This window comes from Pseudobutyrivibrio ruminis HUN009 (assembly GCF_000703005.1).
In the GTDB taxonomy this organism is placed as follows: Bacteria; Bacillota; Clostridia; order Lachnospirales; family Lachnospiraceae; genus Pseudobutyrivibrio; species Pseudobutyrivibrio ruminis_A.
Genome location: NZ_JNLH01000001.1, coordinates 1,558,910 through 1,581,775 on the forward strand (window position 1 = coordinate 1,558,910; position 22,866 = coordinate 1,581,775).

The following is a 22,866-nucleotide window of genomic DNA, read 5'->3' on the forward strand; positions in this document are numbered from 1 at the left end:
TATGAGGAGAGTTTCTTTTATAGGAAACCATTTGAAGAATTTGACATATCTAGTAATTATGGGCCTTGTTATATCCTTATTGCAAGGCCCTCTTTTTGTGTCTGCTTCAAATGTACAGCCTAAGACAGTCAAAATAGGTTATTACGAGAATGAAATATTCCAAGAGGGAGCTTCGGAAGATGCCGTAAAATCAGGCTATGCATACGAGTATTATATGAAGCTATCGGAGTATACAGGCTGGAGATATGAGTATGTATATGGTAGCTTTAATGACTTGTATCAGATGTTGATTGATGGCGATATAGATATGTTAGCAGGTCTTGCTTATAAAGAGGACAGGGCTGACTTGATGGGATATCCCCAGTTAGCAATGGGTACTGAATCATACAACCTGGTCAAGTATGAAAGCAATCGAGAGATTACAAGTGATGTTGATTCTTTACAGGGGCGTTCTATTGGTGTGCTTGATAGTGCCATTGCGGATGCACTAGACGAATATCTTGAAAGAAATAGCATTGAAGCCAATGTGGTACGTTACGAGTCTACTGATGAGCTAAAAGCTGCTTTTGAGGCAGGAGAGGTTGAAGTTCTAGCTGTTGAAGGTGAAGGTACTAATAAGAGAACAGGTTACGAGGTTCTTTTGACATTTGGAATGACTGATTATTATATTTGTGTCAGCAACAGCAGAGGGGATCTTTTATACGAATTAAATGAGGCACAAACTGCTTTATTCAATGATGAGCCATATTATACAAGCTCTCTTAGCTCAAAATATCATGGTTCCAGTGTGTCAGCACAAGCATTGTCAGCTGTTGAACGTGAATGGTTGGATAATAACGACTCAATAAAGGTAGGATATTTAAATAACTATCTTCCATACAGTTCCTCAGATACAAATGGGAATGTAACAGGTATTGTTAGAGAGCTAATGCCAGCTATTTTTAATGCTATTAATGTGGATGATATCAGTTTGTCTTACGTTGGATATGATACCTATGAAGATATGATTACAGCTATCAACAATGAAGAAATTGATATTGCATTTCCAGTGGGCGGTGGTATATATCACTCTGAACAAAACGGAATCTACCAGACAGAACCAATAGTTTCTAGCAGTGCAGAGCTGGTATTTGACAATGTTGTGGTTAATCCTAGCGTAGCTAGATTTGCTGTAAACAGCAGTAACAGTATGCAGTATTATTACATAAAGACATACTACCCTGATGCAGAGATTGTTTATTATGACAATATAGAACAGTGTTTGGAAGCTGTTATGAAACATGAAGTAGATTGTACTACTCTCAATGGTTTGCGTGCTGGAGAGATTCTAAAGAATTACAAGTACAATCGCTTATCTGTTAGACAGCTTTCTGAAAAGGATGACAGATGCCTTGGTGTAAAAATCGGTAATGATGGTTTGCTACGTCTTTTAAACCGAGGTATTAATATTCTTACAGAAGATTATTCTGAAAGTATTGCTTATAAATACACAAATGATTTATACAACTATTCATTTATCGACTGGCTAGACGACTATCTTGTGGGCGTTTTAGTAATTATTGTCTTGATTGTTGTAGTTTCAGTAATCATCCTTCATATTAGAACCATTCGAAAGAATAGAGTTATACTTGCTCTTCGCAATTCCAATAACAATCAATTGGTTCTTATTGAAAATATTGCAAGGAGTATTAAGGAGCCAATTACTGAAATACATAATCTTTCAAGCATGGCATCACAAGCGATGGATGACGAAAAGCTAATTAGCGATTGTCTTAAAAAAATCGAGATTGACAGTGATAATATTCAGACTACTGCAGACAAGATTATTGATGCAAGTATTCTTGATAAAGGTAGACTTATTTTTAACAAAGAAAAGGTTAACGTGGCAGCCTTTGCAAGAGAAATTGAAGGCTACATGCAGCCAAAGGCAGATGGCAAAGGTATTAATTATTCTGTAAAGACAAAGAATATAAAGACCAAAGATGTTATGGTGGATAGAGAACGATTAATGCAGGCGTTAATGGCAGTTATTGATAATTCTCTTAAGTTCACTGGTGCAGGTGGTACTATAAAGTTTACAGTGGAAGAACAGCCATGCGGAAACATGAGTATGGCAAGGTTGGTGTTCACCATCAAAGATGATGGCACTGGTATGAGTGATGAGTTTAAAGGAATAGCTTTTGATGCTTTCACAAAGGAAGAAAATGCATTGGATGCGAATCTGACAGGTGTTGGTCTGGGATTGACCATTACGAAAAAGCTTGTGGAGCTTATGGGAGGTTATGTCACTCTTATGTCGAAAAAGAATCTAGGAACAGAAGTAACAATCACCTTGGATTGCAAAATAAGCTACAATTAACGGATAGAGACTGGTTTAGACCGGTCTCTATTTTTGGGTGCTTAATGTCTGAAAAAACAATTTTAGAACATAGATTGTATTGACTTTGAAACATTACATTTTATAATAATAAACTGGTTTGGAATAATTTAGTTTCCAAGTGGGGGGCAAGAGTTTTGAGACACAAGAAGGGAACTATAGATAATGAAAAAGAAAATTATGGCGGCAGTTCTGGGCTTTGCTATTATATTTAGCACATTCAGCTCGGATTTAGTGTCGCAAGCAGAGGGAGTCGCAGAACCCCAACAGGTGGAAGAGCAGACGCAGCTCGAGACACCAGAAACAGAAATAATAACTGAGGAACAAAAGAAAGAAGAAGTTCCTATTAACAAAGAGGAAGAGAAAGAAGCAGAGGAGTCAGTTGTAACAGAAGAAGCTCAAGAAAACCAGGAGATGGTTTTCGAAGAGCCTGTTCAAAAAGATGAAAAGGAAATAGTTACTGAGGATGTAATTTCTGATGATACTGAGACAGAAAACGAAACTGTAGAAGAGAATGTTTCAGAAGAAAAAGAAGATGCTTTTTCTCAGACAAAGGAGATTGATGGTGTTAAAATCTCCATGACTGCAGCAGCAGGGGTTCTTCCAAAGGACAGCCACTTTGAAGCAGTTGCCATCACTGGAAAAAGCAACATCTCTAAAATCGAGGACGCAGTAGAAAAGAACCTTGCTGATACAAAGTCAGTAGTAGAGGTGAAGGCATTTGACATCACTATCTATGACGCAAACGGAAATGAGGTTCAGCCAGATACATCAAAGGGAAATGTCCAGGTAACTTTCAACAATATCGACACAGCAGAGGTTAAAGCTGATGCTAACAAAGATATGGAAGTATTCCATATAGCGGATTCCATGCAGTCGGCCGAGTCTGTAGATACAAGTGTTGGAGAGGGCCAGGTTAGCTTTGAGGCAGAACATTTTTCAGTTTACGCGCTTGTAATTGATGAATCCTCAAACAAAATAGTTGAAGATAGTACAAATGCAAATGCATTAATTAGAGAGATTAAATTGGAAAAGGTTGCTGCTGATGGTTCAACCTCTGAATTTAAATCAGGAGATTCCTTATCACTCAACGACAAACTTAAACTTACATATGTTTTTGCATCTCCAATTACTGTAGTTGAAAGTCGAGATGTAAATTTGGAAGGATTAGCAGTAGCTAAAAAAGTTATTGTTGCATCAGGAGAAGAATATGAACTTCCAGGCTTACCAGGTTATTTAAAGTCTGTTAATAGTGAAGCAATTAGCGTTCCAATAACAGGAAATACCCACGAATTTGGAAAAATCCAGTTCAAGGATGGCAAAACTTTTTTTTCAGTATCCTATAATGGATTAGATACAGCTGAAGATATTAGTAAAGCTGAAGCCGGCATATTTATACAGCTGAATCAGGAGCAGATTGATAATGCAGAAAATAAAAATGGCGTTTATGAGTTGGACTTTGGTAAATATGGAAAATATACTATCAAGGTTGATGAGTATAAACTTAAAGAGCCTTCTATAAAAACAGAGGGCAGCCTAAATATTGATGAAAATGGAAACTGGACAGGATATGTTAATTGGACTGTAACTCTAACAAATGATACAGAAAGGCCAATCCATTACGATAAGTATGCATTCCAAGGCAATATTGATGAAAATCAGGTATACAGAGATGGATCATTAAAGCTAGGAGATGCAACGGTTACACCTACAAGCACAACTGATTTGAAGTGGGAATACACAGGTGATGATTTGATTACACCAGGTAAAAAGCTTGTGTATACATATCAGACATATGTGGATACGCTAGGGCAGGTAGCAGGTACTAATGTAGACGCACCTAAAACTGTTACTTCGGCAGTTACAAATAAAACAAATGTAACAGGTAATAGTAAGTCCACAGACTATAGCAAACTTGACATTATATCTAATGAAGCAACGGTTAATATAAGTACTTACCTAGATAGTTGGATTCAAAAAACTGGAACCTCTATAGATTCAAAAGGAAATACAACATGGACTGTTAAAATCAAGAATAATGGTTTTACATTAAAGGATTTGGTTCTTACTGATACGATTACTCCAGACTCCTTAACAAATGCGAAACCGGTAAGTATTAATTTGACTGATGTAAAAGTAAATGAGCTTGATGCTTCGGAGTATAGTTATACATTTCAAAACAATATATTAAAAGTTTGCTTTAATAATCCAATGTCGGGTAACAAAACATACACTGTTACCTATAAAACACAGATATTAAACTATGATAAATACTTGAAAGAAAACCATGGTATTCCATCAAATAGTGCAACCATTTCATATAAATACGATAAGAATGGTACACCAGTTACACCAAAGACTCCAACAGTGTCAAAACCGTTCTTTGAAAAAGATGTAACCACTTATAAGGCTTCTATTGAAAAAACAGCTTTAGAGCCAGATTTGGTTAATCATCAGATGAAGTGGAAGATAGATGTTAACAAGAATAAGCAGCCTCTATCTGGAGTATCTGTAGTTGATGATATACCTGATGGACATGCATATATTGGAATATCAGATGTAAAAATAGATGGAGAGCCCATAGCAGAAAGTGAATATCCAACTGTAAAAGATGCAGATTCGGACAAAGAGTTTTATTTTGGTGATAAGCTAAACGGACACAGTGCTTCTTTTGTTGTCACTACCGAGCTTGATAATACTCAGAATAATGTGTGGGCAAATAATAATAAGGCAAACTACACCAATAGAGTTACTCTTAAATCATCAGAAAACGATGACGTTGAGGATTCTGTTAGTAAAGAATATGTAAGTAAGGTGCTGGACATAAAGGCTGATCCATATAATTACGATGATCATACTATCAAGTATACTGTTACTGTAGATGCTAATGGTATGAGTATGGATGATGTATTCGTATTTGATGCTTTAGACGACAAAGTAGAGTATGTATCTGCGTCAGGAATTGCAAAGCCAACTGTTGTAAATAATAATATTAAATTTAATGTTGGTACTATCTCAGCGAAAAATGAGTTTTCGTTTGTTGTTAAAGTTAAAGATGGTGATTGGCTTCTTAAAACAGGCGAAACAAAAATAGAGAACTCTGCAAAGCTTATTAGTAATCAATACGGTAGCGAAGAGGCTGGTACATATGTAGTTGCTAAGAGCAATGATGTGACAATTAATAATAAGCTCTTAGTAAAGGCAGGTACACAAGATACTACAAATAAAGAAAATGTCGACTTCGTAGTACAGATTAACCCTGCAAGACAGAATCTATATGCTGAAGTGGCTGACAATGTTGTTATAAAAGCTAGAGATACAATGGGTTCAAGTCTTACGTTGGTAGAAGATTCTGTATGTCTTTATGAGGCTACAGTAAATCCAACAGACGGTACTTTATCAAGTAATACAAAAGTAAATCTAAGTGAGAATGATATTTCAGTTTACCTTAACGATGATAGCAAGACAGTTTTAGAGGTTAATATCCCTAGAAATGAAGGAATGGCATATGTGTTAAAGTACACAGCTAAAATGCTTGATTCTTCGCAGAAAGATATAACAAATAGCATTCAGCTTGTAGGTGCGGAGAGTGTTAAGGAAAAAGCGCAGGAATGGGATTACAAAAGCAGTAGTTTTGGTGGAGCAGATTTAACCAAATATGTATATCTACAGGTTAAGCTAGTTGATCAAAATGATCCTACAAAGCCCTTGGCAGGAGCAAAGATTGAATTAAAAGATAAGACTACAGCCAAAACTATTGAAACAGCCATTACAAATTCTAAGGGCGAAATACTTTTTAACGGTCAGGGAAATCTTCAGCCAAACACAGAGTATTTGATTGTAGAAACAGTTATTCCGGAAGGATATGAGATATCAAAGACAGCTGATACAGATTTAGCAACAGGCCATACAGTTAAAACTGTTGGAACAGGTGTTACAGCAGCAAGAAATAACGTTGCGGCAAATACTGTGGTTAATACAAAACCATCGAAACCGATAAAAATCAATCTTGTTGATAGAGATGAGAAAAATGTTGATTTAACTAAACTCGAAAGTAATAAGGGTGTTATTTCAATCACAAACAATGGCAACGAGGTCTGGAATTCATCAACTTCTACAACTCCTTTTGAGGCTGTTTATGGTCAGGAATACGAAGTCAAGGAAGCACAGGTGCCATTCGGATATGCTGGAGATTCAAAGGCTGGTCTTAAGTTTAAAGTCGATGATGATACAACATCTGCAAATTATGGAAAACTCGTTATAGTTGAAAACAATATCAAAGCTTCAAATACCGAGTCATCTATTACAATGTTTGATCATAAGCTTAAATCAGTGTCGGTAAGCATTAACGATGTATCTGACCAAGGCAGATACCTGTCAGGCGCTAAGTTTAAGCTTGCATATAAAACAAAAGATAATGTGGTGCAGGAATGGATATCTGATGGCTCATTCATATCATTTACATTGCCAGAAGGTGATTACTGGTTGACAAGAACAGATGCACCATTAGGTTTCTTAAATAATGAGGACAAGGCTATAAAGTTTACTGTCAAATCAGATAAGGTAGAATTTGATAATTCATCTAATATTGGAAATGTTCAGATATCAGTTGCTGATAACAAGGTGGTAGTTCCAGAAAATCCGGATTCATCAAAAAAAGTCACATTGACAGACTTTGCACCAACAAAAGATGGTGAACCATCAGACGAGATTAAAACCGAAATATATACAGTTACATACGAAGATGGTGTTCCTAGTGGCTTATCAGATAAACCAGTTTGGAAAAGTGATACTGATACAAACGATCCTGAGCTAAATCCAGAAACAGAATATGTTATCGTTTCAACAGATAGTGCTGGTAATAGGACATCAAAAGTTGTTATGGTTCAGGTATATGAAGACGAGAATGGAACTATAAAGACAAAGCTTATAGAAAAGCCAACCCTTAGAGGCAGTGACTATGTTGACGTGCCTGTAGAGTATGATGAGGAGGGCAACCCACTTCCAATTACAATAAAAATGGATGTAAAGAGTCCGGTAGTACCTACTCCAGCACCATCAGCATCAGAAAACACTGGATTTACACTTCAATCAGGCATAGCAAACACTGCTAGCAACAATGGAAGCTACACAGCAAAAAAAGATAATCAGGAATTAGCTCTCAAAGAAAAGGATATTATAGTGGGTGCTGATCTTGATGAAAATAATCAGGATGTTAATGCTGATAGACTTGCAAAGACAGGTGGTTTTGTAGGTACATTGTTTGGATACATTACAGCAGTGGCGCTAATCCTTGTTGGTTTGTATTTGACACTTGGAAAGAAAAAGGAACATGACAAATAAACAATCTATTAAAAAGATAATAGGTTTAACGTTAATCGCATTGGGACTGGGCTTATTGCTCAGTTCTATTGCATTAAACCTAAAGCAATATTATTCAAAAAAGAATACTGTTGAAGAGTTCAAAGAAAAGATTGAAAGCGGTGTTGCATCATCAGAAACAGAAGGTAATGATGCAGTTACAGGAGACATGCTCTACATCCTTAGAATTCCATCTATCGATTCAGAAAATCCAGTGCGAGAGGGCACTGAAAGAGATGTTTTATCAGATTCTCTTGGACATGAATCGGGAACTGCATTTGCAGGAGAGGAAGGAAATTGCGTAATCGCAGGTCATCGCAATTACAACTTTGGCAAATACTTTAATCGCTTGGATGAAGTGGAAATAGATGATTTGATTTATCTGGATTCAGCCACAGAAACATACACATATGTGGTAACAGACATTCAGGTGGTGGACCCTACAGATGTAGAAATCCTTGAACCTATAGAGGGCAAAGAAACACTCACTCTATACACCTGCACACCAATCTATATAGCAACACAACGCTTGGTTATTATAGCTGAGCGAGTGATATAAAAAAACGGCCTGTAAAATCAGGCCGTTTTTAGTTACAAGCCACAATTCTTCCTGACAGGCTAGAGCGGCTGTGGTCGGATGCAAAAGCTGCATCACTTTTATTGAAATAGTCGTAGGAAGTGATTCCGATAGATTCAGAAATTGAATCGTCCCAAGTCAAATCTACGTTATAAAACTTTCCATCAATTTTAACCACGTTCCATGCGTGGGTGCTTCCCATAGAAATTCCAGTTACATAATAGCAGGTGATGCCAAGGCGCTGGCAGGCTGCCTGAAATGCTCTAGCGTATCCTGCGCATACAGTGGTGCCAGTTGTGAGAGCAGAGTAAGCGCTTTGATTCATATGGTTATCAGGATCATAGGTGTTCATCTGACAGATAGCGTCATGCAAATACTTTTCCTGGTCAATCTGGCGGGTGAATTGCTTTGCGCCTGCAACAAGCGAATTTAAAACACCATTGAAATTCGCTTGAGCTTGAGGTAATTCATCCTTGGTAATACAGAATTTCAATCTGACTTTGTGAACGATATCAGAAGAATCTACAGCATACTGATATGATGTGTACACCCAGAAAAGCTCGGGATGATCGTTGAAGAGAGAATTCATTGTATCCTCCAAACTTTTTTCAGATATAGGTGTATCCAACACAAAAAGCTCGTCATTGAAGTTCATGATATTTTGGTAAATCTGATTGTAAACGGAAAGCTGATCAGAATTAAGAAGTTGTAAATATGGGTATAAAGGCTCATTTGAAGTGAGCGCAGTACTGGTAATTGTGGTAGAATGTAAACTAAATATTAATGTAATTAAAAGACATATCGAACAAACTCTATTCTTCATATCTCATCACCCAAACTAATAGTTTTCTAAGGAAAATCATCCTATTATCAGATTATAAGTAAAAATGGTGAATAAAATTTGTACAAAGCCCATGTTCACAAAGAATTCACAGTGATAATACACACCCTGTGTAATAAAGTAGCTTTGTCCTAGAAATTATACCGGTTTGTGGCGAAAAAACTTATTGACAATTTTTTATCAATTAGAGTATATTATATATACAGGAAACTGAAAAAATGAGTTAGAGTTTACTAACAGCATTTGGTTAGGAGAGCTTATGCTAGATTACAAAATCATCGAAGTAAAGCAGAGCATCTTTGAGGACAATGATGCAGATGCTGATAAGCTCAGACAGGAGATTAAAGAACAGAAGACATTTCTTGTTAATCTGATGTCAGCTCCTGGTTCTGGCAAAACAACCACATTATGCCAAACAATCGCACGTCTTAAGGACGAAATGCAAATCGGTGTAATGGAGGCTGATATTGATTCTGATGTAGACGCTGCCACAATTACTGCGGCAGGAGCACGTGCAATTCAGATACATACAGGAGGTATGTGCCATCTCGATGCGGATATGACCCGCCAGGGCTTGCATGAGTTTGGAACAGAAGACTTAGATCTTGTCTTCCTGGAAAACGTTGGTAATTTAGTTTGTCCAGCGGAATTTGATACCGGTTCATCAAAGAACGCCATGATTCTCTCTGTTCCCGAGGGAGACGACAAACCACTTAAGTACCCACTGATGTTTTCAGTGTGTGATGTAGTGCTTATCAACAAATGCGACACACTTCCAGTGTTTAGCGAATTCTCAAAGGATGCTGTTGTCGAACGAATCCACAGTCTTAATCCTAATGCAAAGGTTATCTTTGTTTCAGCCAAAACTGGCGAAGGATTTGATGAGTGGATTGACTGGTTGAGGGGCCAGGTTCAGCAGTGGCAGGCTTAATGCTAGGGAATTGAGACTTTTTGAGGGAAGTATAAATAACAGTTTTAGGGCAATTAAAGGAGGAAATTAATATGGGTATCGGACCAGACAATTTGGGCGATTTTTATCCTGATTGGGTAAATGATTTAAAGGATGAAGATCTACGTCCAGAAATTCTTCAGCTTGGAAAGGTAATCACAGATAGAGCTAAAATCAAGCTTGGTCTTCAGAAGATTACAAAGTACGATCCAGAGTACTGGGCTGTTGCAAATCTTGCACCTACAAAGGAAATTGCAGAGCTTGCACTTTCTATGGGTGGCATTAGAAAGCCAAAGACTTTCAAGGAGCTTCTTGAAATCACTGGCCTCGATGAAAAAACACTTGAGGAAAGACTTGAGAAAGCTAGCTGGACAGGTCTTTTAGAGTGGAACTATGAGAACGAAGCTCACGAAAAGCAGTGGGTACTTCCTATGTTCGTTCCAGGTTCTGCAGAGTTCTCAAACATGAATCAGGATTTCTTGGCTGAGCATCCTGAGATGGGACGTTTCTTTGAGAGAATGAGCCGTCTTCCACTTGAGGGACTTACACACATGGTACCACCAGGAGGCGCTGGTATTGGTATGCACGTTATCCCTGTAGAGGACGCTATTTCAATGGAGCAGGAAGCAATCGGACTTGAGAAGATTTCTTACTGGCTCGATAAATACGAAGGAAAGTATGCTAAGTCACCATGTTCTTGCCGTCTTTCTAGAAAGACATATGACGAGGGCTGTGCTGATGATCCAGAAGGATGGTGTATCGCAGTTGGTGATATGGCAGACTACGTTGTTGAAACAAACAAGGGTGGTGTTTACATCACTCGTGAAGAAGCTCTTGAGATTTTCAAGCAGGCTGAGGACAACGGCTTCGTTCACCAGATCACAAATATCGATGGCGAGAACAAGATTTTCGCTATCTGTAACTGTAATGTAAATGTATGTTATGCACTTCGTACATCACAGCTTTTCAATACTCCAAACATGTCACGTTCAGCATATGTTGCTCACGTTACAGCTGAGGATTGTGTTGCTTGTGGTAAGTGTGTTGAGAACTGCCCAGCTGGTGCTGTTAAGCTTGGTCAGAAGCTTTGCAAGGCTGATGGCTCACAGGTTGAGTATCCAAAGCAGGTTCTTCCAACAGAGCGCAAGTGGTCAACAGACGAGTGGAACGACAACTATCGTGACACAAACAGAATCAACTGCTATGACACAGGTACAGCTCCATGTAAGACAGCTTGTCCTGCACATATCGCTATCCAGGGTTACCTTCGTATGGCAGCTCAGGGACGTTACAAAGAAGCTCTTGCTCTTATCAAGCAGGACAATCCACTTCCAGCAATCTGCGGTCGTGTATGTAACAGACGTTGCGAGGCAGCTTGTACACGTGGAACAATCGATGAGGCAATTGCAATCGATGAAGTTAAGCGTTTCTTAGCAGAGATGGATCTTAAGTCAGAGACACGCTACATCCCTAAGAAGATCGTTCCTTCACAGAAGGGTGAGTTCACAGAGAAGGTAGCTATTATTGGTGCAGGTCCTGCAGGTCTTTCTTGTGCTTACTTCTTAGCACTTAAGGGCTACAAGCCTACAATCTTCGAAAAGAGCAAGTATCCAGGTGGTATGCTTCGTTACGGTATTCCATCATTCGTACTTGAGAACAATGTAATCGACGCTGAAATCGAAATCATCAAGGAGCTTGGTGTAGAGATTAAGTGTGGCGTTGAAGTTGGTAAGGATATTTCACTTGATGAGCTTCGTTCACAGGGCTACAAGGCATTCTACGTAGCTATTGGTTGCCAGGGCGGAAACAAGCCAGGCGTACCAGGTGATGATGCTATCGGTACAGCAACAGCTGTTGATTTCCTTCACGAGTGCTCAGAGAACGAGAAATACGATATCAAGGGTGATTTAGTTGTTATCGGTGGTGGTAACGTTGCTATCGACGTTGCTCGTTCAGCTAGACGTGTTGGAAACGAAAAGGTTTCTATGTTCTGTCTTGAGAGCAGAGATATCATGCCTGCATCTCCAGAGGAAATCGAAATCGTTGAGGCAGAAGGCGTTGAGCTTAACTGCGGATGGGGACCAAAGGAGGTTCTCGTTGATGAGGCAGGTGCTGTTAAGGGAATCGTTCTCAAGAAGTGTACTCGTGTTAAGGACGAGACAGGTAGATTCTCTCCACAGTACGATGAGAATGATACAATCACTGTAGAGTGTAAGCACGTTATCTTCTCAGTAGGACAGCGTAGTGTTTACGGAGATCTCTTCAAGGGTTCTAAGGTTGTTATTGAGCGTGGTCCAAAGGCTGATGCTCTTACATACCAGACAGACGAGCCAGATATCTTCGTTGGTGGTGATATGTACACAGGCCCACGTTTTGCTATCGATGCTATCGCAGCAGGTCGTGAGGGTGCTATCTCAATCCACAGATTTGTACAGCCACACAGCTCACTTACAATTGGACGTAACCGTCGTGACTTCATCGAGCTTGATAAGGAAAACATCAAGATTGGTGACTACGATCACAGCCCACGTCAGATTCCAGGTGTTTCAAAGACAACTGTTGACGGAGAGCTTACATTCCGCGATAAGACTGTAGAGCTTACAGAGGAGCAGATTAAGAAGGAGACAGCTAGATGCTTGAAGTGTGGTGCTTCAGTAGTAGATGAGAATAAGTGTATTGGTTGTGGTGTATGTACAACTAAGTGCGAATTCGATGCTATCAAGCTTTATAGAGAGCATCCAGAGTGTTCTAAGATGACTCCATCTGAGGATAAGCTTAAGTACGTTCTTCCTAACGGATTAAAACAGCGTATTAAGGTTGCTTTCAAGCACAGATAAAAATGCTATAATAAAAGGTGCTACTGAGGTAGCACCTTTTTTTAATTCGGAGGAAGATAATGAAAAACATATATTTGTTTGCAAACGGATTTGGCGAGACGGTGAGAACACTGATTATCGCGTATCTTATTCTTACATTCGTATTTACGGTATATTCTGTAGCCAGGATGTACTATATAGAGCATAAATCCAATAATGTAAAAGCGGGAAGAGATCGCGTAAAGAAGCTTCAAGCTACAGGAAGATTTAGGCAAATTCCGGTGTATTCCATGGAGGAAATGTCTAAGGATAAACATAAAAGAGATGTTAGGCTTATGTATTTTCCAGCAGATAACCCTAAGAGCAAGCGATTTGTAGTTGTTCTTCCAGGTGGAGGTTATGCACATCTTTGCACAAGACAGGAGGGATATCCTGTTGCGGCAGCTCTTAATGAAATGGGAGTAAATGCCTTTGTGCTTGAATATCGCACGGGACGTGATTGCGAAGCCTTTGCTCCAATGCAGGATTTAGGCACAGCATTACAGATGATTCAGCAAAATCAGGACCAATACGGTGTCACTTTAGACGGCTATGCATTGATGGGATTTTCAGCAGGTGGAAATCTGGCGGGAATCTTTTCCAGCCACAAGTTTGGTTACATGGATTACCAATTGCCTGAGCCGGGAGCTGTCATATTAGGCTATCCATGGACTTGTGTTAACGATTGGCTTCATCATCCTTACTGGAATATTTGGATTGGTTTGATGGGCATTTGGCTTAGTAACAGAGGCAGCTTCCATATGTTTGGATTACGTCACATCAGAAGAGGACGTGTGCTTCTAGATGTGCAGAAATATATTGAGGATGACTATCCACCAACATTCATGTACTCAGGTTCCTGGGATGTGCTTGTTCCTGCAAGTCGTCATGCTGATGTTTTTGAAAGCGCCCTCAAGGCACATGGCGTTAATCATATCTATGAAAAGTATTTTGGTGTACCACACGGCATTGGCCTTGGCATTCGCACAAAAGCTGAAGGCTGGCTTGATAGAGCAGTGGAGTTCTGGGAGTCAGTAATCTAGGGAGTTCTAGTTTTCGTGGAGTCCGATTCTAGGCGGATTCTAGCATACATAGGTTTATTCTAGGCGTCTTTTCTTATAGCCTAAAGGTGTAATTAAAGTAGCGGCAGGAGGTCACATGTTAGATTTAATCAAGACAGGTTCATTTATCTCGGAGATGAGAAAGGAAAAAGGTCTTACACAAAAACAATTGGCAGATCAGGTGGGAGTTAGTGACAAGGCAGTTTCCAGGTGGGAGACTGGCAAAGGATTACCGGATACCAGCATCATGCCAGAATTATGCAAGGCCCTTGATATCAATGTAAATGAACTTTTATCCGGTGAGCGCCTGAACGCTGAGGCATATAGTGGAAAGGCGGAAGAAATAATGGTTAGTTTGGTTAAAGATGTTCAGGAGAATAAGAATGACAAAAAATCAGTAGTGCTAGGTTTAGCATTAGGCTTTGTATTGTTGATGTTAGGGCTTATTGGTATAGTTACAGTCAGCGGAAGCAGAGTAGTATATTTCCTTGATATTCCATCTGTAGTATTTGTGCTTGCTATACAGCTTATTGTTTTAGGAGCAGGTGGACAGATGAAAAGCTTTCTGGGAGCGTTTAAGCTGATTTTTGGAAAGAAAGTAGAGATAGAGGACGATGTTGCAGTGAAAGCCGCAAAATGCGAATTTGCTGTAAAATACGCCCAGAGAGGGGCAATCCTTGGCGGAATACTTTCCAGCATAATGGGATTTGTAGCAGTGCTCGTTATAGTATGGAGTGAGTCGCCCGATACCATCGGACCAAACATGGCAGTAGCAGTGTTATCGTTATTCTATGGAGCGTTATTTGCACTGCTGCTGATGCCTATACAGGGCCGTCTTCATAAAATGCAATAAAAAAGCTAAATGTAATAGGCAAACTCTTAGGTTTCTCAAGCGAAGCATTCTACGCTAAGCGGAGAAACACTAAGGTTTGTCTATGTAACATTTAGCTTTTTTGATTGCTTTTTTGTTTCTATCTATTCTGGGAATGCAGCTGCTAAATCGCAGATAGTTTTTACACACATTCCTTCACCTAGAGTGCCGCTATCAAGGATTACATCATATTCGCGGAAGTCACCCCAATTTTTATCAGTGTAGTATTTGTAATATGTTTTACGCTGTTTGTCTTTCTTCGCAAGTCTCTTTTCAATGCTGACATTCTCGATATTCTCGTAGCGCTCTAATACACGTTTTTTTCTATGTTCCATATCTGCATGAATCATGACGTTCAAGCAACGAATTCCTTCTTTTCTGAGGATATAATCGGCACAACGTCCAACAATTACACATGGGCCCTTGCTTGCACAATCAAGGATTACCTTTTTCTGAGCGATAAAGATTTCATCCTGTGGGCTCTGGAAGTACATTGTTCCAGCCGCAGAGATATCAAACCACATTGCTGTAGATGAAGTATACTCACCCTGGGTCTCTATAAGTTCCTTTGCGTAACCGCTTTCTACTGCTACGCGATTAACGATTTCTCCGTCATAAAATGGGATGTTCAACTGTTTTGCCACAGCCTCGCCTATGCTATGACCGCCGCTGCCAAATTCTCTCGAGATGGTAATTACTGGATACATAGTTGTTCCCTCCAATCACATTTGATTTGATACTTTTCTTACTTCTATTTTATTTTTTTTGTGACAAAAAGTCAAAAAGAGTTGCATTTGTCTGATTATTAATTAAAGCCCCGTTTTCTGCCATTTCTCCAGAATCTCCGCAGATATCTACTCCATATATTTCACGTGTGGAAAAAATCCTTTTCAGAATATCTGTCATTTCAGGCAAGGTCATTGTTCCCTGGTCCCAATCAGTGATAGCATAATCAGTGGTGAGCACATCTTTATCGATGGAAATATATAGTGGTAAATCCGTAGGAATATCAGAAACATCAGGCATTTCACCAACGCCAAAAGTATAAACATTCTTTAGGTGAGGCAATGTTTCTTTTGCCTCTAACACCCAGCCGCCGCAAGAGGTTATCATTCCAAAACTTGGTGGCTGATCGTCAGGGTGATGGTCGAATAAAACCAGGTTGAAATCTACGGTGATTTTCATCAGCCAAAGAAGGGTGATGTAGTGGTAGTTGCCGGAATCTATAAAGTGAATTCCATCGGCAGGTTCGTTGCTTATTCGCTTTATAAGCTCCTCTTTTGCTGCATCGTCAAGATAGCATCTGGTACCTTCAATATTGCGACAGTCTATAATATTTAGTTTTTCGTTAGATTGATAAAATGACTGATGCAAATAAGCATCAGTCATTTCTATAATAGTTGTATTTAATTTCATTGTTTTAATATTTTTCCTGCATGTTTCAATTCTTTACAACGGCGTTTTTTGAATAAATCAGTCCATATATTAGGATGAAAGAGCATAAGAATTGGGAATAATTCAAGTCTTCCGGCTAGCATATCAAAAATAAGTACGATTTTTGAAAAATCACTGAAGAAACCAAAGTTTGCCGCAGGACCAACCATGCTAAGTCCTGGTCCGATATTACTCATTGTAGCGATAACAGCTGTAAATACAGTTGAAAAATCTAAATCCTCAAATGAAAGTGCAAAGGCACTTACAAAGAAGATAAGCATAAATGTTCCAAAGAAAACATTGTTTGAACGAATTGTATCGTGGTTAACTGGCTTGCCATCCATACGAGTTTTGCGAACACTTCTAGGGTGGATATAGCTGATTAATTCTTTGTGTACAGCCTTTCCCATGAGAACGAATCGGGATACCTTAATACCGCCGCCAGTGGAACCAGCACATGCTCCAATGAACATCAGAAGTACCAGCACACATCGGCTAGTCTGTGGCCACTGGGCAAAATCAGCAGTAGAAAAACCAGTAGATGATTGAACTGATGTTACCTGGAAGGCTGCCTTTGTAACAGCATCAAAAAGGTTTGCGCTGCTGTTTAAAATGTTTACAGAAATAATTCCAACTGAAGCAACTGTAAGTAATGTATACATCTTAACTTCTTCCATTCGAAACGCATCTCTTGCGTGATGGAAGAGTAGATAGTAGTAAAAGTTGAAGTTTACACCAAATATAAACATGAATATTGCAACAATCCATTGACATGCAACATTGAAGCCGGCAATACTATCAGCGTAGATACCAAATCCACCAGTACCAGCTGTAGCGATAGAGGTGTTGATAGCTTCGAATGGAGTCATGCCTGCAATAAGTAGTAGTATGAATTCTAAAAGTGTAAGTCCAATGTATATAAGATAAAGCATCTGGGCAGTGTTTTTTAGCTTAGGAACAAGCTTGCCAACAGAAGGTCCAGGTGATTCTGCTTTCATCAGATTGAACTGAGAGCCCTCACCACCGGCAAGTGGAATGACTGTAAGCAGGAATACTAAAACTCCCATACCACCAACAAAGTGAGTGAAGCTTCGCCAAAATAATGAGGCGTGAGTAAGCAATTCAACGTTATCAAGGATGGATGCACCAGTGGTGGTGAATCCGGAAACTGCCTCAAATAAAGCATCTACATAATGTGGAATCTCTCCGCTAAGGCGAAGTGGAAGGGCACCGATTACAGAAAGGGCAACCCAAGATGCGCCTGTGCAGAAGAATCCTTCTTTCAAATAGAAAACAAATTTCTTTGGACGAAAATAGCTGTTTAAAATTCCTATAATAAGGCAAGGAAATGCTACAACTGCATAGTAAATCCATACATCCTCGTGATATATGAGAGCTACCATGATAGGAAGCATAAGGAACAAGCCGAGGAATCCAACAACATATCCTAAAATAAAACGAATAACGGAAGTATTCATATTTGATTACCTCAATGTGTCAAGTATAGTGCCGAAGCCAGTGTGAGTTGTAACAACCATTACAGTATCACCAACTTCAATAGTGTCAGAACCGCTAGGGATGATGATTGTACCATTGCGGTTGATAAAGGCGATAAGGACATTATCCTTAAACTGAAGAACTGAGAATGGCACTCCAGTCGCCTTTGACTTTTCACTAATATTGAACTCAATAGCCTCTACCTTTTGATCAAACAGATGGTAGAGTGTAAGGATATCGTCACCATCGCCAGATGCACTTTTTGCACGTACATAAGCGATAATTGATTCGGCAGTAATATGTCGAGGATAAACCACTGAGCCTAAATTGAGCTGTGATAATACATTGTCAAAACTGATTCTATTAACCTTTGTAACAACCTTTGCATTGCTAACCTGATTAGCGTAGAGAGTTAATAGAATGTTTTCTTCGTCGATTCCGGTAAGTGGAACGAAGCTTTCTACATACTCGATTCCTTCTTCTCTAAGCAATGCTTCATCACCACCATCTCCATTTATGATAGTGGCCTTTGGAAGCATAACAGAAAGCTCCTCGCAGCGCTCCTTATCACGTTCGATGATTCGTACATTGATTCTGGCCTGAAGCAAAAGCTTTGCCAGGTAGAAAGAAGATTTTCCACCACCAACAATTAAGCAATCACGCACTTGTCTAGTTTTGAATCCGATTTCATTAAGGAAAGTACGGGCGAATCGTCTAGCACCAACGGCACAAACGATATCTCCAGCCTTAAGTGTGTAATCACCGGATGGGATTACAACATCACTGCCGCGTTTTACTGCAGTAATCAGCACCTTGCTGGAAATATTTGAGCTTAAATCCTTGATAGTGAGGCCATCTAAAACATTTCCCTCTTCAATGGCAAACTCAACAAGCTCAGCCTGACCGTGAGCGAATGAGGATACTTCAAGGGTAGATGGCAATGAGAGAATAGATGAAATCTCTCTTGCAGCTTCAAACTCTGGGTTGATAATCATAACAAGACCCAGTTTCTCCTGAAGATATGAAATTTCCTTTGAATAGTCTGGATTTCTAACTCTGGCGATAGAAGCGCAGTCACCTACCTGCTTTGCAATTGTGCAGCATAGTAGATTAAGCTCATCAGAGTTTGTAACGGCAATAATGAGGTCTGCATCTTTAATGCCAGCCTCAACCTGAATGCTGTAGCTGGCACCGTTTCCTTGAATTCCCATTATGTCGTATAGATTTGTAAGATTATCGATTCGATCCTGTTTCTGATCGATTACTACAATATCGTGACCCTCTTTAGAAAGTCTATCAACAAGGGTACGGCCAACTTTACCGCATCCTACGATGATTATTTTAAGTCCTCGTTTTGAGGATTTACCAAAAGTCATTTTATTGCCTCCGAATAAACAAAATATTACATAATAAATGTAGTCTAATAGAGGCAAAAATTCAAGTTAAATTCGCACATCGACTCTTCTAGTAATACGTTTTGCTGCGCTATATAAATCAGTTAAGTACTGGGAGTCCTTATCAAAGAATTCTGAGAACTTGCTGACAGAGTAGTTTTTTGATGCATTTTCATATAGTGACATACTGCCATCTTTATTTACAGTAATACCAATCTTGGCCAAATCGGAAGCATATTGAGTATTAAGATTTTTTATAGTGGATGCTGCATTTTTTACAGAAGTGCTTCCTTTGCCATATTTAACTGCAGACTCAAGGGTATTGTTCATGGTGTCAGTGAATGCTTTGAGTTTTTCTTGAATCTGGTTTTTGGTTACGTCTTCAAATTTATAATCCTGGAGATTTCTTATGGCATTGCGCAGAGCAGTAGCGTCAGCAAAAGAAAGGGTACCAGTGGTAGAATTCTTTCTAGTAGAGCCACTTGCTACCGATGCGTAGTGATTGTAAAACAATCTTATGCTTAATGAATTGGTTACGCTTACACTCATAAAAACTCCTTTTTCTTCATATCTAAATATTGTATCGAATGAAATCCTGTTAATATTAAGTTTTTTTGTTGAAGATTTTGAAAATTTCATCTATACTTTAGAAAAATTTATCTAATAAGGAGCTGCTATGAATCAAGAGAAAGTCATTGTTATTGATTTCGGCGGACAATACAATCAGCTTGTGGCACGTCGTGTCAGAGAATGTAATGTCTATTGTGAGATTTATTCTTATCGTACCCCTATCGACCAAATTAAAGAGATGAATCCTAAAGGAATTATCCTGACAGGAGGTCCTAATTCATGTTATGAGGAGGGGGCACCTACCTATACTAAGGAACTTTTTGAACTTGGTATTCCAGTGCTTGGTCTTTGCTATGGCGCACAGCTTATGATGCATGTTCTTGGTGGTAAGGTTGAGAAAGCGCCAGTTCGTGAATATGGCAAAACCGAGACATTTATTGATGGATCAAAGGATACTCTTTTTGCAGGTGTTGAGGATTCAACAGTTGTTTGGATGAGCCACTTTGATTACATTTCTTCAGTAGCACCTGGGTTTGACATTATTGCACACACAAATGATTGCCCTGTTGCAGCAGCAGCTTGTGAAGATAAAAAGCTTTACGCTATTCAGTTCCATCCAGAGGTACTCCACACTGTTCGTGGAAAAGAAATCCTCCACAACTTTGTTAGAAACATCTGCCAGACAGCAGGAACATGGCGTATGGATTCCTTTGTTGAGCAGACAATCCGAGAAATTAGAGAGCGCGTAGGTTCAGGAAAAGTGCTTCTTGCTCTTTCCGGTGGTGTTGATTCATCTGTTCTAGCAGCACTTCTTGCAAAGGCAATTGGAAAGCAGCTTACATGTGTTTTCGTTGATCATGGTCTTCTTCGTAAAAACGAGGGCGATGAGGTAGAATCTGTATTTGGTCCAGAAGGCTCATTTGATATTAATTTTGTTCGTGTCAACGCAGCAGAGCGTTATTACGCAAAGCTTGCCGGTGTTGAAGAGCCAGAGCGCAAGCGTAAAATCATTGGTGAGGAATTCATCCGTGTATTTGAAGAAGAAGCTAAGAAAATCGGAACTGTGGATTTCCTTGCCCAGGGAACTATCTATCCAGATGTTGTTGAGTCAGGACTTGGCGGCGAGTCTGTAGTTATCAAGTCTCATCACAATGTTGGTGGCCTTCCAGACTATGTAGATTTCAAAGAAATCATCGAGCCACTTCGAAATCTTTTCAAGGACGAAGTGCGTAGGGTCGGTTTAGAGCTCGGATTGCCAGAATACCTTGTATTCCGTCAGCCATTCCCAGGCCCAGGCCTTGGTATTCGTATCATTGGCGAAGTTACAGCAGAAAAAGTTCGCATAGTTCAGGATGCTGATTATATTTATCGTACAGAGCTTGCACAGGCAGGTCTTGCAAAGCTTCCAGACCAGTACTTTGCAGCACTTTCAAACATGCGCTCAGTAGGTGTCATGGGCGACGAGCGTACTTACGACTATGCAGTAGTACTTCGCGCCGTTGAAACAGTAGACTTCATGACAGCAGAAGCTTCAGAGATTCCTTTTGAGGTTCTTCAGCGAGTTATGAGCCGTATCATCAACGAGGTTAAGGGCGTCAACCGCGTAATGTATGATTTGACAAGTAAGCCACCTGGAACAGTGGAATTAGAGTAGAGTTTATTGCCCTGAGGACATTGAGAATTCAATGTCCTCAGGGCTTTTTTATTGTCTAGTGACAATAAAATGACAATATCTGGTATTTGATTTGTAGATAGATTGGCTCATCATTTAGCTTTTCAGGATTGGGTATTGACAAAGTTACTTTTGGACGTTATATTATCATTCGAGTTATGAAAAGTGTTCTATTTTTATCACTTATTTGGCAATTCGCCACAGTTTTCACAGTTGGAAAGAGAATGAAATAGCAGAAGTACAGTGATTATACGGTTTTTTATGAAAATAACTGTACGCTAATAAAAGCGAAAAGAGCTTAGATTATGATGATACAGTTTTTTTGATGCTGTCATCTAAAAACACTGTCATGGTTTATTTATATCGACAGTGATTTTTATGCTATAGCCAGAAAACACTGTTTAAGTCTAAAATGAGCGGTTTGTTGTACAGTTATTTATCACAAGAGATAAAAAATAACTGTACATTTATGTAAACAGAAAATTTCAATACAGTTTTTTGGGAGGGGATTTCTAAAAAAACTGTATAGGGCAACAACTTATTTGAAATGTGGAGCTTTAGAATAGGCAAGGATGTATTAACAAAATAATTGACGTGGAGGAGTAATGGAAAATCATAAAAAGAAGTTAGAAGAACAGATACAAGAGCTAAATATTCTTATAAAGCGCTCTAATAGAAATGTATCTAAGTACAAGGATTTAGGCAATGGGCAGATTCATGTATCTCGATGCCGTGGAAATTTTCAATATTATTATGTTGATAAGATGAATGGCATAAGAAAGTATATGGGGGCTGAGGATGAGAAAGCTATTAGAAAATATATTCAAAAAGATTATGAACTTGCATTAAATGAGAAATTAAAGATATTGCATAAACGTATAGATAAGTTTATTAGTCTATATGATATAAAAGAATTAACGGATGTATATGACAATTTGAATGAGGGACGGAAAAGATATGTAACCCCACTAATAGAGCCTGATGATATATATATTCAAAAATGGCTAGAAAAACATCCGGGGCAGCAGAATCCATTCCCAGAAGAAGGTTTATATCAGACAAACCGAGGAGAGATGGTACGATCAAAGTCGGAAAAGATTATTGCTGATGCTTTAGATAAGTATAATGTTCCTTATCAATATGAGCCGATGTTAGAACTGGGCTATAGTACGGTATATCCTGACTTTGTTGCATTGAATACAATTACAAGAAAGACTATTTATTGGGAACATCTAGGGATTCTTTCGGATATGGATTATGCTACAAAGAATTTCAAGAAGATACAAGAATATGAGAAAAATGGCTATCTACAAGGCAGGGACTTGATCACAACTATGGAGTCATCAGATGCACCAATTGATGTTAGACTTGTTGAAGAGAAAATACGGGAGTTTTTGTTGTAGATAT

Annotated in this window: 15 protein-coding genes; 9 read left to right on the plus strand and 6 right to left on the minus strand. The window is 39.1% G+C overall.

Annotated elements, in window-relative coordinates; genetic code table 11:
• Window position 1 precedes the first annotated feature (1 nt).
• The 3 genes from BO15_RS0107070 (at window position 2) to BO15_RS13165 (ending at window position 8,297) form a co-directional block, all read left to right on the plus strand.
• Complete coding sequence (locus tag BO15_RS0107070) at window positions 2-2,359, plus strand: ATP-binding protein (protein ID WP_033153613.1); 2,358 nt, start codon at window positions 2-4, stop codon at window positions 2,357-2,359.
• Between the two features lie 183 nt (window positions 2,360-2,542).
• The gene (locus BO15_RS0107075; RefSeq protein WP_033153616.1) at window positions 2,543-7,720 is read left to right on the plus strand and encodes an MSCRAMM family protein; all 5,178 of its coding nucleotides are present in this window, start codon (window positions 2,543-2,545) and stop codon (window positions 7,718-7,720) included.
• Window positions 7,710-8,297 (plus strand): class D sortase, encoded by a 588-nt coding sequence (locus BO15_RS13165; protein ID WP_052169823.1) that lies wholly within the window; start codon window positions 7,710-7,712, stop codon window positions 8,295-8,297. Before BO15_RS0107075 ends, BO15_RS13165 begins: the two co-directional genes overlap by 11 nt.
• Before the next feature lie 28 nt (window positions 8,298-8,325).
• Here the strand turns inward: BO15_RS13165 and BO15_RS0107085 are convergent, their stop codons facing one another.
• Window positions 8,326-9,138: a transglutaminase domain-containing protein gene (locus tag BO15_RS0107085; RefSeq protein ID WP_081828584.1), complete on the minus strand. Its 813-nt coding sequence runs from the start codon at window positions 9,136-9,138 to the stop codon at window positions 8,326-8,328.
• 277 nt (window positions 9,139-9,415) lie between these two features.
• Between BO15_RS0107085 and hypB the strand changes: the two genes are divergently transcribed.
• The 4 genes from hypB (at window position 9,416) to BO15_RS13175 (ending at window position 14,874) form a co-directional block, all read left to right on the plus strand.
• A complete protein-coding gene (gene hypB / locus BO15_RS0107090; protein WP_033153620.1) occupies window positions 9,416-10,087 on the plus strand; it encodes a hydrogenase nickel incorporation protein HypB in 672 nt (223 codons plus the stop codon).
• Window positions 10,088-10,158: 71 nt separating this feature from the next.
• Complete coding sequence (locus BO15_RS0107095; protein ID WP_033153622.1) at window positions 10,159-12,942, plus strand: FAD-dependent oxidoreductase; 2,784 nt, start codon at window positions 10,159-10,161, stop codon at window positions 12,940-12,942.
• 59 nt (window positions 12,943-13,001) lie between these two features.
• Window positions 13,002-14,003: an alpha/beta hydrolase gene (locus BO15_RS13170; RefSeq protein WP_052169824.1), complete on the plus strand. Its 1,002-nt coding sequence runs from the start codon at window positions 13,002-13,004 to the stop codon at window positions 14,001-14,003.
• A gap of 115 nt (window positions 14,004-14,118) precedes the next feature.
• A complete protein-coding gene (locus BO15_RS13175) occupies window positions 14,119-14,874 on the plus strand; it encodes a helix-turn-helix domain-containing protein (RefSeq protein ID WP_052169825.1) in 756 nt (251 codons plus the stop codon).
• Between the two features lie 122 nt (window positions 14,875-14,996).
• Here the strand turns inward: BO15_RS13175 and BO15_RS0107110 are convergent, their stop codons facing one another.
• The 5 genes from BO15_RS0107110 to BO15_RS0107130 form a co-directional block, all read right to left on the minus strand.
• Complete coding sequence (locus BO15_RS0107110; protein WP_033153624.1) at window positions 14,997-15,599, minus strand: AAA family ATPase; 603 nt, start codon at window positions 15,597-15,599, stop codon at window positions 14,997-14,999.
• Between the two features lie 49 nt (window positions 15,600-15,648).
• Entirely contained in the window at window positions 15,649-16,308 is a 660-nt protein-coding gene (locus BO15_RS0107115; RefSeq protein WP_052169826.1) for a hypothetical protein, read from the minus strand.
• On the minus strand, window positions 16,305-17,804 hold the full coding sequence (locus BO15_RS0107120; RefSeq protein ID WP_033153626.1) for a TrkH family potassium uptake protein: 1,500 nt from the start codon (window positions 17,802-17,804) through the stop codon (window positions 16,305-16,307). The genes BO15_RS0107115 and BO15_RS0107120 overlap by 4 nt, the downstream gene beginning before the upstream one ends.
• Before the next feature lie 6 nt (window positions 17,805-17,810).
• Window positions 17,811-19,199: a Trk system potassium transporter TrkA gene (gene trkA / locus BO15_RS0107125; protein WP_033153628.1), complete on the minus strand. Its 1,389-nt coding sequence runs from the start codon at window positions 19,197-19,199 to the stop codon at window positions 17,811-17,813.
• A 66-nt stretch (window positions 19,200-19,265) separates the two neighbouring features.
• Entirely contained in the window at window positions 19,266-19,766 is a 501-nt protein-coding gene (locus BO15_RS0107130; protein WP_033153630.1) for a hypothetical protein, read from the minus strand.
• 127 nt (window positions 19,767-19,893) lie between these two features.
• On the opposite strand from BO15_RS0107130, the gene guaA reads away from it, so the two are divergent.
• Both guaA and BO15_RS0107140 read left to right on the plus strand, forming a co-directional pair.
• The gene (guaA, locus tag BO15_RS0107135) at window positions 19,894-21,441 is read left to right on the plus strand and encodes a glutamine-hydrolyzing GMP synthase (protein WP_033153633.1); all 1,548 of its coding nucleotides are present in this window, start codon (window positions 19,894-19,896) and stop codon (window positions 21,439-21,441) included.
• A gap of 623 nt (window positions 21,442-22,064) precedes the next feature.
• The gene (locus tag BO15_RS0107140) at window positions 22,065-22,862 is read left to right on the plus strand and encodes a hypothetical protein (RefSeq protein ID WP_033153634.1); all 798 of its coding nucleotides are present in this window, start codon (window positions 22,065-22,067) and stop codon (window positions 22,860-22,862) included.
• Window positions 22,863-22,866 lie beyond the last annotated feature (4 nt).

Coding starts and splice junctions, on each gene's coding strand:
- hypB (WP_033153620.1), top strand. CDS start 9,416: ATGCTAGATTACAAAATCATCGAAGTAAAGCAGAGCATCTTTGAGGAC.
- BO15_RS0107120 (WP_033153626.1), bottom strand. CDS start 17,804: ATGAATACTTCCGTTATTCGTTTTATTTTAGGATATGTTGTTGGATTC.
- guaA (WP_033153633.1), top strand. CDS start 19,894: ATGAATCAAGAGAAAGTCATTGTTATTGATTTCGGCGGACAATACAAT.
- BO15_RS13175 (WP_052169825.1), top strand. CDS start 14,119: ATGTTAGATTTAATCAAGACAGGTTCATTTATCTCGGAGATGAGAAAG.
- BO15_RS0107070 (WP_033153613.1), top strand. CDS start 2: ATGAGGAGAGTTTCTTTTATAGGAAACCATTTGAAGAATTTGACATAT.
- BO15_RS0107075 (WP_033153616.1), top strand. CDS start 2,543: ATGAAAAAGAAAATTATGGCGGCAGTTCTGGGCTTTGCTATTATATTT.
- BO15_RS0107110 (WP_033153624.1), bottom strand. CDS start 15,599: ATGTATCCAGTAATTACCATCTCGAGAGAATTTGGCAGCGGCGGTCAT.
- BO15_RS13165 (WP_052169823.1), top strand. CDS start 7,710: ATGACAAATAAACAATCTATTAAAAAGATAATAGGTTTAACGTTAATC.
- trkA (WP_033153628.1), bottom strand. CDS start 19,199: ATGACTTTTGGTAAATCCTCAAAACGAGGACTTAAAATAATCATCGTA.
- BO15_RS0107130 (WP_033153630.1), bottom strand. CDS start 19,766: ATGAGTGTAAGCGTAACCAATTCATTAAGCATAAGATTGTTTTACAAT.
- BO15_RS0107085 (WP_081828584.1), bottom strand. CDS start 9,138: ATGAAGAATAGAGTTTGTTCGATATGTCTTTTAATTACATTAATATTT.
- BO15_RS0107095 (WP_033153622.1), top strand. CDS start 10,159: ATGGGTATCGGACCAGACAATTTGGGCGATTTTTATCCTGATTGGGTA.
- BO15_RS13170 (WP_052169824.1), top strand. CDS start 13,002: ATGAAAAACATATATTTGTTTGCAAACGGATTTGGCGAGACGGTGAGA.
- BO15_RS0107115 (WP_052169826.1), bottom strand. CDS start 16,308: ATGAAATTAAATACAACTATTATAGAAATGACTGATGCTTATTTGCAT.
- BO15_RS0107140 (WP_033153634.1), top strand. CDS start 22,065: ATGGAAAATCATAAAAAGAAGTTAGAAGAACAGATACAAGAGCTAAAT.